Source organism: Geothrix sp. 21YS21S-2, assembly GCF_030846775.1.
Classification (GTDB): domain Bacteria; phylum Acidobacteriota; class Holophagae; order Holophagales; family Holophagaceae; genus Mesoterricola.
The window spans coordinates 202,043-215,000 of the sequence record NZ_CP132910.1; the positions used below are offsets into that span (position 1 = coordinate 202,043).

The following is a 12,958-nucleotide window of genomic DNA, read 5'->3' on the forward strand; positions in this document are numbered from 1 at the left end:
GGGACCCATGACCGCCTGTTCCATGCCCAACCTCACGTCCCTGGGGACGGTCGAATCCAAGTCGGTGCTGCCGAAAGGCTGGAAAGCCGACCTGACCGACCTCGCCAGCCTGGACCTGACCCTCCCCGTGATGGAGCTCATCCGCCGGACGACCAGCAGGCTGCCCCAGGACATCATCGAAGCCGTGGTGGCCAACCGGAACCTGGAGGCCGAGGGCTCCCGGGCCGCCAACACCCTGGACACGATGATCGAGAACATCACCCTGGCCGACGACCACGTGTCGCCGCTCTGCCAGGACACCGGCACCATCATCTTCTGGGTGCGCCATCCCTTCGGCCTCTCCCAGCGCAAGGTGAAGGAGCAGATCCGCAGGGCCGTGGCCGACGCCACCGCCCAGTCCTGGCTTCGCCCCAACTGCGTGGAGAGCCTGTCCGGGAGGAACCCGGGCAACAACATGGACCCCTTCCTCGAAGGCCACCCCGTCATCCACTTCGAGGAGCGCGAGGAGCCCGGCGTCGAGGTCTCCATCATGCTCAAGGGCGGCGGCTGCGAGAACGTGGGCGCCCAGTACCGCCTCCCCGAGGCCTCCCTGGGCGCGGGCCGCGACCTGGGCGGGGTGCGAAAGTGCGTCATCGACGCCGTCACCAAGGCGCAGGGCCAGGGCTGCTCCCCGGGCATCCTCGGCGTGGCCATCGGCGGTGACCGGGTCACCGGCTACGAGCGCAGCAAGGAGGTCATCCTCCGCAAGCTGGGCACCCCGAACCCCGATCCCAGGCTGGACGCCTTCGAGCGCAAGCTCACCGAGGAGATCAACACCCTGGGCATCGGGCCCATGGGCTACGGCGGACGCACCACGGTCCTGGGCGTGCTCGTGTCCGAGATGTTCCGCCATCCCGCCAGCTTCTTCGTGAGCATCAGCTACATGTGCTGGTCGAGCCGGCGCATGGACCTGGTCGTCGATGAAACCGGCTCAGCCCTGTACCGCTAGGAGACTCCCGTGAAGCGCATCACGACCCCCATTTCCGAAGCCGTCGTCCGCGACCTCAAGGTCGGCGACGAGATCCTCCTCAGCGGCCGCGTGGTCCTCTCCCGGGACATCGGCCACAAGTTCATGGTCGAGAAGAAGCCCGACTGGCTCAAGCCCCTGCTGCACGAGGCCGTCATCTACCACTGCGGGCCCGTCGTGGCCCACCACGAGGACGGGCACTGGTCCTTCGTCTCCGCCGGCCCCACCACCAGCATCCGCGAAGAGCCCTACCAGGCGGATGTCCTCGAGACCTACACCGTCCGCGGCGTCATCGGCAAGGGCGGCATGGGCAAGAAGACCTCGGACGCCCTGGGCAAGGTGGGCGCCTGCTACCTCCACGCCACCGGCGGCGCCGGGGCCCTCCTGGCCGAGCGGGTCAAGCGGGTGGTGGACGTGAAGATGCTCGAGGAGTTCGGCAGCCCCGAGGCCTTCTGGATCATCGAAGTGGAGGACTTCCCCCTGGTCGTCACCATGGACAGCCACGGCGGCAGCCTCCACGAGGAAGTGGCCCGCACGAGCCAGGAGCGCGCCAAGGAATTGATGGCGGCAAAGTAAGCGGAGATCTTTTATCATCCTCTTCATCCCCGTCCATCCCCGTTCATCCCCGGCAAATCAAGCGCTTGATTTGCCGGGGATGAACGGGGATGAAAAAGGATAAAAAAAATTCTGTCCCTCCCCGGAAGGCCCGGACTGCCTATGCACATTTCCTACTCGCAGCTTGCCAGCGACCTTGCCTCGGCCCTGGCCGGGTTCCTCGACCTGGCCGAGGCCCGCGCCGAGAGCCGGCGGTGGTTCCAGGAGGGGCTGGGGCTGCCCGCGTCCTGGCTCCTGGTCCACGGCGACGACCCCGTGCCCGAGGAGGACGCGGCCAAGGTGGGGCTTTGGCTGGAACGTCGCAGGCAGGGCGAGCCCTGGTCCTACATCCTCGGCTGGTGCGAGTTCCGGGGGCGCCGGTTCCAGGTGACCCGGGACACCCTGATCCCCAGGCCCGAAACGGAGCTGGTGCTGGAGGCGGCCCTGGAGGTGGGGCGGCGGCTGGGCGTGCTCCACGCGTGCGACGTGGGCACCGGCACGGGCATCCTCGCGGTGTGCATGGCCCTGGAGACCGACTGGGAGGTCCAGGCCTCCGACATCAGCCTGGGGGCCCTGAAGGCCGCCCGGGCCAACGCCGCGGCCCTGGGGGCCAAGGTGGCCTTCCAGCGGGGGCACCTCCTGGCCCCCCTCAAGGACCCCCTGGGCCTCGTGGTGTCCAACCCCCCCTACGTGGACCCCGCCGACGCCCCCGGGCTCCAGCGGGAGCTGGCCTTCGAGCCCGCCACGGCCCTGTTCGCCCCCGACCGGGGCCTGGCCCTGTCGGCGGAGATCCTGCGCGAAGCCCGGCGGCGGGCCGCCCCCGGCTGCGTCCTGGAGATCGGCGCGGGGCAGGGGGAGGAACTCACGGCCCGGGCCCTGGCCTCGGGCTGGAAGCGCGCCGTGGTGCACCAGGATCTGGCAGGCCACGACCGGTGCCTCATGGCGCTTCTTTAACTGGCACGACCTCTGCCATGACTGGGAGTGGAGGCAGGTCATGCGGTATCTTTTGCCCATCGCGATCGGAGTTCTGGTCCTGGGGTGCTCCATTCCCAAGGCCCATGATCCCAGTCTGACCAAGCAGCCCCGGATCCCCTACGCCGAGGAGGGGCCGGCCGCCGCGCCGCTGTCGGACGGCTCCCTCTGGCAGGACCGGCAGACGGTGGCCGATCTGCGCGCCCACCGCCTCAACGACCTGGTGACCATCAAGATCACCGAGTCCACCACCGCCACGTCCAAGGCCGACGTCACGACCTCCCGGTCCGGTTCCAACACCCTCACCGCCCCGTCCCTCTTCAGCCGCCTGGCCAGCGTGGGCGTCGGCAGCGGCGCCGCGGCCACCGGAGGGTTCAAGACCGCCACCACGAACAAGTACGCCGGAAACGGCGTCACCGACCGCAGCGCCCTCTTCACCACCACCATCACCGCCCGGGTGGTGAAGGTCCTGGGCAACGGCAACCTGATCTTCGAAGGCTACCGGGACATCCAGCTCAACAACGAGAAGCAGCGCCTGTACGTGGCCGGGATGCTCGACCCCGCGCGCCTGGACACCGCCAACACCATCGGCTCGGCACAAGTGGCCGAGTTGCGCGTGGGCTACGGCGGCCAGGGCGTGGTGGACGAAACCCTGAAACCGGGCTACATAAGCCGTCTCCTGTCCTTCATCTGGCCGTTCTGAGGCAGGCACATGCGCAGACTCCTCCTTCTCCTCGCCCCCCTCCTCCTGACGGCGGCCATCCCCGACAAGGGGATCGGCCTCCCCCTGCGGGAAGTCGCCTCCCTCCAGGGCGTTCGCGGCAACATGCTCATGGGCTACGGCCTCGTGGTGGGCCTCAAGGGCACCGGCGACACCATCCAGTCCAAGTTCACGATCCAGAGCCTGGCCAACCTCATGGCCCGCCAGGGCATCAGCATCCCCACCACGGGCGTGAACGTGAAGAACGTCGCCTCGGTGATCGTCACCGCCGAACTGCCCGCCTTCGGGAGGCCCGGCCAGCGGGTGGACGTCACGGTCAGTTCCAACGGGGACTCCTCGTCCCTGGCCGGGGGCACCCTCCTCATGACCCCCCTCCAGGGCCCCGACGGCCAGGTCTATGTGGTGGCCCAGGGCTCCCTCCTGGTGGGCGGCTTCTCCGTGGCCACCGCCGGGGCCTCCAACACCAAGAACCACCCCACCGCCGGGCGCATCCCGGAAGGGGGCCTGGTGGAGCGCGAGGTGGGCGGCAACTTCAACGACCGCAAGGTGCTCCGGTACAGCCTGCTGATGGAGGACTTCACCACCGCCGTGCGCGTGGTCAAGGCCATCAACCAGGAGCTGCCCTCGGCCTCGGCCCGGGCCCTGGACGCGCGCACCATCGAGGTGCCCGTGCCTTCCGAGTTCCAGGGGCGGATCGTCGAACTGGTGGCCCGGCTCGAGAACCTGCAGATCGAGCTTCAGTCCCATGCCCGGGTGGTGGTCAACGAGAAGACCGGCACCGTGATCATGGGCTCGGACGTGCGCATCGGCGCCGTGAGCATCGTCCAGGCCGGCCTCTCCATCTCCGTCACGAGCGCGAGCCAGGTGAGCCAGCCCAGGCCGCTCAGCAAGGGCAAGACCGCCACCACCACCACCGGCGAGGTGAAGGCCGAGGACGAGAAGGTCAAGTCCCTCACCCTCGAACCCGGCACCACCGTGGGCCGGCTCGCCGAGATGCTCAACAATGTGGGGGTCACCCCCCGGGACCTGGTGGCCATCCTCCAGGCCATGAAGGACGCCGGCGCCCTCAATGCCGAGCTGAGGGTCCTGTGAGCTCCCCCATCCTCAGTTCCACGTCCGCCCCGGCCCAGGATCTGGTGGCCCCGGCCATCCCGGGCGGGAAGGACGCGAAGGAGGCGGCAAGGCAGTTCGAGGGCCTGCTGATGGCCAATCTTTTCAAGGAAATGCGCAAGACCGTCCACCCCTCCGGGCTGTTCGGCACCAGCGACTCCGCCCGGGGCACATATGAATATTTGCTTGACCAGGCCGTTGTCAACCACGCCATGGAAAGTGGGAAAACGTGGGGCCTGAGTGAACGCCTGGAGTCCTCCTTAAAGTCTGCCAAGCAAAATAGATGAACAGGACTTAATTGGAACCCCGTCTCTGCCGATACTAGAATCGAGTTGAGGTGAGTGATGAGGGTTTCAATCAAGACCGGGGCGCCAGCGGCATCCCAGAAGGTGGGGGGCGGACCCCAGCCGACCTCGGCGGGCCCTGTGGGGGCCACCGTTCCGGCGGATGCGTTCAGCGTCTCCAACGGGGCCCATTTCATCGCCGTCGCCCGGGCCCGCCTGGACGCCATCCCCGATGTGCGCCAGGAGAAGGTCGAGGCCATCCGCGCGAGGATCGACGCCGATGCCTACAACCCCGACGGGGAGGCTGTGGCCGACGGCCTGGTGCGGGAGCACACCCCGGCCCGGCAGGAGCCCTGACGGGCCGCAGATGAACCCACTCACCCTGCGCCAGTCGTTTCAGAACGCCAATCTGGAAGCCCTCCGGGAAGCCCAGGGGGTCCATGAGCTGCAGGCTAGGGACGCCGCGCGCAGGCGGGACGTGGGCGAGCAAACGGCGCTGGAGCAGAACAATGTTCCATTAATTCCCAAGGCCGACGCGCTCCGCACCGAGGAACGCAAGGGCAGGCAGCAGCAACCGGGCCAGGGAAAGAGCGAGCGCGAGGACGAGGAACCGGACGCCGAGGACCTGGAGCAGGCAATTCCTGCCGAAGGACACCTGGATTTGCTGGCCTGACGGCTCCGGCACAGCCTTTGCGCAGGGAGGGCCTGGAGGCTCTTCATGCTGCACTCGCTGCCCGCCCTGCTCAACGACCTTGAGGCCAGGCTCATCGCGGGCGAGGATCCCATCCCCCTTCTGGCCACCGTCCGGTGGCAGGAGGTCATCGGGTGGCCCAGGGACCGGGACGAGGCCCTGCGCCTGCAGACCCGGCTCCGGAACCTGAGGCTCCTCATCAACACCCTGGAGGCGCCGCTTCGGGCCACCCTCTCGAAACTGAGCGACGGCGCCACGTACGCCGCCCGGGGCGGCGTGCCGCTCCCGCCCACCGTCTCCATCCGCCTCCACCAGAACGCCTAGGAGATCCCCATGCCGGGCTTGACCGCAGGACTGAACATCGGCCTCTCGGGCCTCACGGCGGCCCAGAACTCCCTGGACGTCATCGGCCACAACATCGCCAACGTCAACACTCCCGGCTACAGCCGGCAGATCGCGCAGCTGGCCACCGCCGGCTCCTCCAGCTTCGGCGGCCTGGTCTACGGCACCGGCGTCAACCTCCAGGCCATCCAGGGCATCCGCGACCAGCTCCTGAACCTCCAGATCACCGTGAGCACCGCCCAGCAGAGCGGGGCCCAGGCCCGGTACCAGGGACTCCAGACCATCTCGAGCATCTTCACCGACGACGGCACCTCGGGCATCAGCTCCCAGCTCAACGCCTTCTTCACGAGCCTCCAGAAGGTCTCCGCGCAGCCCGAGGACGCCTCCCTGCGCACCAACCTGGTGGGCTCGGCCCAGAACCTGATCAGCACCCTCCAGACCAAGTACCAGTCGCTGCGGGACGCCCAGACCAGCGCGGACCAGCAGGTGGCGACCCTGGTGCCCACCGTCAACACCCTCACCGCCCAGATCGCCGCCCTCAACAAGAAGCTGGCCGGCGAAGTGAACCCCTCCCAGGACAACACCTCCATCGACCAGCGGCAGGACCTCGCCAACCAGCTGGCCAAGATCGTGGGGATCCAGACCTACATCGACGGCAAGGGCCAGATGAACATCAACCTGGACGGCGGCGTGGCGCCCCTGGTGATCGGGGGCACGGCCTACACCATGACCTCGATCCAGAACAACACGCCCCCCGCCACCGCGCCCTTCTACAACGCCGTGGAGGTGAGCCTCGGCGGCACGGCCCCCTTCACCGACGTCACCGCCTCCATCACCAACGGCGAAATGGGCGCCCAGCTGGACCTGAGGGACAACCTCATCGCCGGCTACGAGAAGCAGATGGATGAGCTGGCCGCGGGCGTCGCCTACAACATGAACGTCCTGCAGAGCGGCGGCTACTCCCTGGACGGCGTCCAGCACAACCTGGACTTCTTCCAGAACGCGGGGGGCAACACCAACCACCTGCCGTCGGCCATCCAGGTTCCCCCGGACGCGGGCGCGCAGGTGCCCGCCAACGACTACAAGGGGATGGTCCTGGCCCTCTCGGTGAACGCGGCCATCGTGGCCAACCCCTCCCTCTTCGCCGCCAGCTCCACCGGCGCCGTGGGCGACAACCGGAACGTCCAGGCCATGGTGGCCCTGCAGACCTCGGCCTCCACGGTGGACAGCACCGGCGTGGGTCCCGCGGGCGCCGTCACCGGCCCTTTCAGCACCTTCATCACGGGCCTGGTCACCAAGGTGGGCACCGACGCCTCCCAGTGGAAGATCACCTCCACCAACGTGGAGAACATCACCACGGCCCTCACGACCCAGCGCGACAGCGTCTCCGCCGTGGACCTCGACACCGAGGCCGCGAATCTCATCACCTACCAGCGGGGCTACCAGGCCTCGGCCCGGTTCGTGTCCGTAATCAGCCAGCTCACCGACCAGCTCATCAACAACCTCGGCGTCTAGGCGGGAGAGGAACCATGACCATCCGCACCCCCAACCCCATCAACTCCTCCCAGATGCTTCTGGACCTGCAGCGCTCCAAGGAGCGCTACTCCAACTACGCCACGCAGCTCACCACGGGCAAGGCCATCGTGAACGTCGGGGACGACCCGGCGGGCTCCGCCGCCATCCTGAACTTCCAGGCCTCCATCGACCAGAACAGCCAGTTCATGAGCCAGATCGACGCCGCCACCGGGTTCCTCCAGAACTCGGAGACCGTCGCCACCTCCGTGCAGACCCAGGTCACCCGCCTCATGGAGCTGGCCCAGAGCGGCATGAACGGGACCCAGAGCGCAACCAGCCGCGGCGCCATCGCCTCCGAGGTGGACGGCATCTTCACCAGCCTGGTGAACCTCGCCAACACCAAGGTGCAGGGCAAGTACATCTTCGCCGGCACCAACACGACCACCGTCCCCTTCGATTCCGCCACGGCCCCCGCGGGCTCCCCCAATTCCATCACCTACAACGGCAACAACGCGACCATCAACTTCACCGTCGGGGCCAGCGCCACTTCCGCCACCAACATCGCCGGCGACACCCTCTTCCTGGGCGGCGCCGCGCCCGCCGCCTACGGCGGCAACCTGGACCTCTTCAACGCCACCAAGTCGCTGAGCCAGGCCCTCACCGCCGGCAACACCGCCGCCATCCAGACCGCCTACACCAACCTCCAGGCCATCAGCGCCCACCTCAACGACTCCATCACCCAGCTGGGCGGGCTCCAGAACGGCATCGACAACATCAAGACGAGCCTCGCCGACATCAACACGAACCTGAAGGCCGTGCAGGACACGGTGGAGGGCGTGGACTACCCCAGCGCCATCACCGGGTTCACGAGGGAGAGCACCGCGCAGTCCGCGACCCTGAGCGTCATGGCGAAAATCGGCAGCAAGAGCCTGTTCGACTACCTGGCCTAGCACTACTGTGTCATAAGTATTGACAGCCTCCCCGCCCTGCCTATCCTATAGGCTAGGGCTACCTATGGTTGAGACTGCCGAAAGCCGTGCGCGTTTCGATGCCTACGCCGGATTACTGGCGAAGGCGGCCGGCCATGCCGATCGCCGTGAGCCAATGGCGCTCTATTGCCAGGGTTTGATCCTGCCCGGGGATCGAAAAAGCGTTGAGCCGATGGCAGCGCGGTTGGACCCGGTGCACGTCCAGGCCCGGCACCAATCCTTGCACCACCTGGTGGCTCAAGCGGGTTGGAGTGATGACGCGGTTCTCCGGGTGGCCCGGGACTATGCTCGCGAAGCCATGGAGATCCAGGGGCCGATTGAAGCCTGGATTGTCGATGACACAGGTTTCCCCAAAAAGGGGACGCACTCGGTTGGCGTGGCCCATCAGTATTGCGGGCCATTCGGAAAGACCTCCAATTGCCAATGCGCCGTGAGCTTGTCCATGGCCTCCCGCTGGAGCAGTGTGCCCGTGGCGTTCCGGTTGTATCTTCCGGAGGCCTGGGCCAAGGACATGGAACGCCGTGCCGAGGCCGGTGTTCCCGAGGCGGTTGTCTTTCAGCCCAAATGGCAAATTGCGCTCGCCCTCATTGATGGTCAGCGCACGGACAAGGAACCTGACCTGCCCGTGCTGGCTGATGCGGGCTACGGCGACATTTTCGGTTTCAGGGAAGGGTTGACGGAACGGCACCTCGTCTACGCAGTGGGGGTCAGCAAAACCACGACCGTCTGGGCGAACGGCAATGGGCCGCTGCCCCCCAGAAAACCCGGCGGAAAGGGACATCCGGCCAAGAGACTGAGGAGGGATGATGAGCATCAGCCCGAGACGGTCAAAGCCCTGGCGGAGGCCCTGCCCAAGGCCGCCTGGGCGAAGGTGCCGTGGGGAGAGGGAACCCGGGGCATCATGGAATCCCGGTTCGCGGCGCTGCGCGTTCGTCCCGCTCATCGAGACAACACTCGAGCAGAAATGCACCCGGAGGAGTGGTTGTTGATTGAGTGGCCCGAATCCGAGCAGGAGCCCACCAAGTATTGGTTTTCGACCCTGCCAGAGGCCACGCCACTCCGGCAATTGGTCCGGGTCACGAAACTGCGCTGGCGGATCGAGCGGGACTACCAGGAGATGAAAGACGAACTCGGCCTGGACCACTATGAGGGCCGTGGATGGCGGGGATTCCACCATCACTTGAGTCTATGCGCCGCCACGTATGCCTTCATTGTGGCGGAACGAAGCCGCCTTTCCCCCCCTACGATCCAATCCATCTTTGGCTTCATTCACGCACCACCCCAGCCCGCCCCCCTTCCCAGAGGACACCGCGCCCTTCCGCCCTGAGCGGCATTCGCCCTATTCCATAACGACGCTACGTCGAAGGCTGGAGCGGATTCTCGTGGGTTCTCTCGCCTACTGTCCGACATGTGGGAAAAACCAAGGCGCCAATATTATGACACAGTAGTGCTAGGAGCCTGTCTACGTAATAGGAGGCCCCGCGACGGCGCCCAGAAGCGTGATTATCGAGCGCAAGGCCCGCAGGAGGATTAGGTCAATCCTTCAAGGGACTTGCACACGATAAGCGCGCTTCTGGGCGCCGCCCTTCGGGTGATGGCAGCGGGGCCAGCAACTCTGCGTCAGGCTCGTCAACCGCAGTCCCGCTGCGGCTTTCCTCGCCTTCCTTGATTTGCTAGCCCCGGTGCCATCATCGCGGGGCCTCCTATTACGTAGACAGGCTCCTAGCACTACTGTGTCATAAGTCTTGACAACCTCGACGCCCTGCCTATCCTATAGGCTAGGGCTACCTATGGTTGACACTGCCGAAAGCCGAGCGCGTTTCGATGCCTACGCCGGATTGCTGGCGAAGGCCGCTGGCCATGCCGATCGCCGTAAGCCAATGGCGCTCTATTGCCAGGGTTTGATCCTGCCTGGGGATCGAAAAAGCGTTGAGCCGATGGCAGCGCGGTTGGACCCGGTGCACGTCCAGGCCCGGCACCAATCCTTGCACCACCTGGTGGCTCAAGCGGGTTGGAGTGATGACGCGGTTCTCCGGGTGGCCCGGGACTACGCTCGCGAAGCCATGGAGATCCAGGGGCCGATTGAAGCCTGGATTGTTGATGACACCGGTTTCCCCAAAAAGGGGACGCACTCAGTTGGCGTGGCCCACCAGTATTGCGGACCATTCGGAAAGACCTCCAACTGCCAATGTGCCGTCAGCCTGTCCATGGCCTCCCGCTGGAGCAGCGTGCCCGTGGCGTTCCGGTTGTATCTTCCGGAGGCCTGGGCCAAGGATATGGAACGCCGGGCCGAGGCCGGTGTTCCCGAGGCGGTTGTCTTTCAGCCCAAATGGCAAATTGCGCTCGCCCTCATTGATGGTCAGCGCACGGACAAGGAACCTGACCTGCCCGTGCTGGCTGATGCGGGCTACGGCGACATTTTCGGTTTCAGGGAAGGGTTGACGGAACGGCACCTCGTCTACGCTGTGGGGGTCAGCAAAACCACGACCGTCTGGGCGAACGGCAAAGGGCCGCTGCCTCCCAGAAAGCCCGGCGGAAAGGGACATCCGGCCAAGAGACTGAGGAGGGATGATGAGCATCAGCCCGAGACGGTCAAAGCCCTGGCGGAGGCCCTGCCCAAGGCCGCCTGGGCGAAGGTGCCGTGGGGAGAGGGAACCCGGGGCATCATGGAATCCCGGTTCGCGGCGCTCCGCGTTCGTCCCGCTCATCGAGACAACACCCGAGCGGAAATGCACCCGGAGGAGTGGTTGTTGATTGAGTGGCCCGAATCCGAGCAGGAGCCCACCAAGTATTGGTTTTCGACCCTGCCTGAGGCCACGCCACTCCGGCAATTGGTCCGGGTCACTAAACTGCGCTGGCGGATCGAGCGGGACTACCAGGAAATGAAAGACGAACTCGGCCTGGACCACTATGAGGGCCGTGGATGGAGGGGATTCCACCATCATTTGAGTCTATGCGCCGCCACGTATGCCTTCATTGTGGCGGAACGAAGCCGCCTTTCCCCCCCTACGATCCAATCCATCTTTGGCTTCATTCACGCACCACCCCAGCCCGCCCCCCTTCCCAGAGGACACCGCGCCCTTCCGCCCTGAGCGGCATTCGCCTTATTCCATCACGACGCTACGTCGAAGGCTGGAGCGAATTCTCGTGGGTTCTCTCGCATACTGTCCGACATGCGGGAAAAGCCAATGCGCCTAGTTTATGACACAGTAGTGCTAGAGCTAGCTCGCACAATTCTTGAAGGGCAGGGACCCCAGCGGCAGCCACCACCCGGCCCGGCTTCCTTCCAGCAGCATGGTGCCGGCCGCGGGATGCAGCACCGGCGCGCCCAGGGCCACCTCGGGCGGCGGGTTCAGCGAGGCCCAGGCCTGGCTCCAGAGCAGGCGCTCCAGGCCCTCCTTGTCGGGGTTCCAGCGATAGACCCGGCCGAGGCCCAGGGCCGCGTAGGCCGCCCAGTCCTCCATAGCGGCCGGCTGGGCGACGGGCATGGCGAGGCCGAACCAGAGCCGCCCCGAGGCGTCCGCCCCGAGCAGCCGGAGCAGCTTGGCATCGCGGGCGAGGACATCCTCCGGCGCGAAGCCCGTCACCTCGCGGTCCGCCACCACCGAGCCGTCCTGGGCCACCTGCACGACCTTGCCCGGCGCGGGCTGCCACCAGAATCGCCTGCCGGCCTGGGCCAGCGAGGAGCGCCAGCCCGCACAGGGCACGCCCTTGTCCTCGGGGGCCGGGACGTGGCTCCAGCCCCTGGTTCCAAGGAAGGCCGACAGCCCGTTGCGCGTGGAGGCCAGGAAGGTCCAGGCCCCGGTGGGCAGCAGGTCCTCGAGCTCGGGCACTTCCGGCGGCAGGTCGATGTCCTTGGCGATGGGGCGCCGGACGTCCCCGGCCAGCGGCAGCCGCTGGACGGGGCCCTTGGCCCCGAAGAGGAACACCGCGGACTCCGTGCCGCCGCCCACCGCCATGCGGTCGTAGAAGCCGCGGTGGACCCAGCGCGGCTCGGGCGCGCCGGGCTCCAGGGCCATGGCCAGGGCGGGCTCCGTGCTGGAGGCCTCCCCGCGGTAGAGGAGCACCACCGTGCCGTCCGGAGCGACCCACGCGTCCAGGAGCTGCGCGAAGCGCCAGAATCCCTCGCTGACGCCCTGGGGCCGGGCCACCTGGAGGGAGGCCGCCGCCGACCCGTCGCGGAAGACGGCCACCAGCTGCCGATCGCTCTGGGTCTGCACCTGCGCCACCAGGATCCCGGGCTGGCGGGGAGCGAGCCATTTCAGGGCCCGCAGCGGGATCTGGGAGTCCACGAACTTGACGCGCCACCCGGGCTGGGCGGCCTCGACGCCGAAGGGGTTGGCCGGTTCGTCAAGGAGCGAGCCCGACGGCTGGTGGCGGGTGCCGAGGTAGACGCCTGCGGCCAGCAGCAGCATGACTCCCAGCCCTACGGGAAGGATCGGTCTCACAGCTTCGCCTCCGCGATATGGGCCTCCAGCGCCGCCAGGGCCCGCTCACGATGATAAGCCCCCTTGGCCTGCTTGAGGCCGCGAAGTCCGCCGGCCCTTTTCAGCATCCTGTGGTCCAGGATCCCGTCGGGGATCTCGGGGAGCAGCCCGATCATGGCATTGGTGGGGCAGAAGTCCTTGGGCGAGGCGTGGGCCAGGTAGTGCAGCAGCGACCCCAGCATCGTCGCCCTCGGGAGGGGCGCGGGCTCGACGCCCAGCGCGTGCTGGCGCATGAAGAGCGACGCCG

Annotated in this window: 15 protein-coding genes (1 of these 15 only partly in view); 13 read left to right on the forward strand and 2 right to left on the reverse strand. The window is 66.9% G+C overall.

Annotated features, from left to right (window positions below):
• Positions 1-7: 7 nt before the first annotated feature.
• The 13 genes from RAH40_RS00925 (at position 8) to RAH40_RS00985 (ending at position 11,316) form a co-directional block, all read left to right on the forward strand.
• The gene (locus RAH40_RS00925; protein WP_306600169.1) at positions 8-988 is read left to right on the forward strand and encodes a fumarate hydratase; all 981 of its coding nucleotides are present in this window, start codon (positions 8-10) and stop codon (positions 986-988) included.
• A 9-nt stretch (positions 989-997) separates the two neighbouring features.
• Positions 998-1,582, forward strand: coding sequence for a FumA C-terminus/TtdB family hydratase beta subunit (locus RAH40_RS00930; RefSeq protein ID WP_306600170.1), 585 nt, complete (start codon positions 998-1,000; stop codon positions 1,580-1,582).
• 141 nt (positions 1,583-1,723) lie between these two features.
• Positions 1,724-2,554, forward strand: coding sequence for a peptide chain release factor N(5)-glutamine methyltransferase (gene prmC, locus RAH40_RS00935; protein ID WP_306600171.1), 831 nt, complete (start codon positions 1,724-1,726; stop codon positions 2,552-2,554).
• A gap of 40 nt (positions 2,555-2,594) precedes the next feature.
• On the forward strand, positions 2,595-3,275 hold the full coding sequence (locus RAH40_RS00940) for a flagellar basal body L-ring protein FlgH (RefSeq protein ID WP_306600172.1): 681 nt from the start codon (positions 2,595-2,597) through the stop codon (positions 3,273-3,275).
• A gap of 9 nt (positions 3,276-3,284) precedes the next feature.
• Positions 3,285-4,385: a flagellar basal body P-ring protein FlgI gene (locus RAH40_RS00945; protein WP_306600173.1), complete on the forward strand. Its 1,101-nt coding sequence runs from the start codon at positions 3,285-3,287 to the stop codon at positions 4,383-4,385.
• Entirely contained in the window at positions 4,382-4,690 is a 309-nt protein-coding gene (locus RAH40_RS00950) for a rod-binding protein (RefSeq protein WP_306600174.1), read from the forward strand. Before RAH40_RS00945 ends, RAH40_RS00950 begins: the two co-directional genes overlap by 4 nt.
• 57 nt (positions 4,691-4,747) lie before the next feature.
• Positions 4,748-5,044, forward strand: a complete 297-nt coding sequence (flgM, locus tag RAH40_RS00955; RefSeq protein WP_306600175.1) for a flagellar biosynthesis anti-sigma factor FlgM — start codon at positions 4,748-4,750, stop codon at positions 5,042-5,044.
• Between the two features lie 10 nt (positions 5,045-5,054).
• On the forward strand, positions 5,055-5,360 hold the full coding sequence (locus RAH40_RS00960; protein ID WP_306600176.1) for a hypothetical protein: 306 nt from the start codon (positions 5,055-5,057) through the stop codon (positions 5,358-5,360).
• A gap of 45 nt (positions 5,361-5,405) precedes the next feature.
• A complete protein-coding gene (locus RAH40_RS00965) occupies positions 5,406-5,702 on the forward strand; it encodes a hypothetical protein (protein ID WP_306600177.1) in 297 nt (98 codons plus the stop codon).
• A gap of 9 nt (positions 5,703-5,711) precedes the next feature.
• Positions 5,712-7,235 carry a flagellar hook-associated protein FlgK gene (flgK, locus tag RAH40_RS00970; protein WP_306600178.1) on the forward strand — a complete coding sequence of 508 codons (1,524 nt, stop codon included), beginning with the start codon at positions 5,712-5,714 and terminating at the stop codon, positions 7,233-7,235.
• 14 nt (positions 7,236-7,249) lie between these two features.
• The gene (gene flgL, locus RAH40_RS00975) at positions 7,250-8,185 is read left to right on the forward strand and encodes a flagellar hook-associated protein FlgL (protein WP_306600179.1); all 936 of its coding nucleotides are present in this window, start codon (positions 7,250-7,252) and stop codon (positions 8,183-8,185) included.
• A gap of 64 nt (positions 8,186-8,249) precedes the next feature.
• Positions 8,250-9,551 (forward strand): IS701 family transposase, encoded by a 1,302-nt coding sequence (locus RAH40_RS00980; protein WP_306598195.1) that lies wholly within the window; start codon positions 8,250-8,252, stop codon positions 9,549-9,551.
• 463 nt (positions 9,552-10,014) lie between these two features.
• Positions 10,015-11,316, forward strand: coding sequence for an IS701 family transposase (locus tag RAH40_RS00985; RefSeq protein WP_306600180.1), 1,302 nt, complete (start codon positions 10,015-10,017; stop codon positions 11,314-11,316).
• A gap of 129 nt (positions 11,317-11,445) precedes the next feature.
• Here the strand turns inward: RAH40_RS00985 and RAH40_RS00990 are convergent, their stop codons facing one another.
• Positions 11,446-12,639: a hypothetical protein gene (locus tag RAH40_RS00990; protein WP_306600181.1), complete on the reverse strand. Its 1,194-nt coding sequence runs from the start codon at positions 12,637-12,639 to the stop codon at positions 11,446-11,448.
• A gap of 29 nt (positions 12,640-12,668) precedes the next feature.
• Positions 12,669-12,958 carry the end of a methylenetetrahydrofolate--tRNA-(uracil(54)-C(5))-methyltransferase (FADH(2)-oxidizing) TrmFO gene (gene trmFO, locus RAH40_RS00995; protein WP_306600182.1) on the reverse strand. 1,054 nt of this gene lie beyond the right edge of the window, so only the last 290 of its 1,344 coding nucleotides appear in the window; its start codon lies off the right edge, out of view; the stop codon is at positions 12,669-12,671.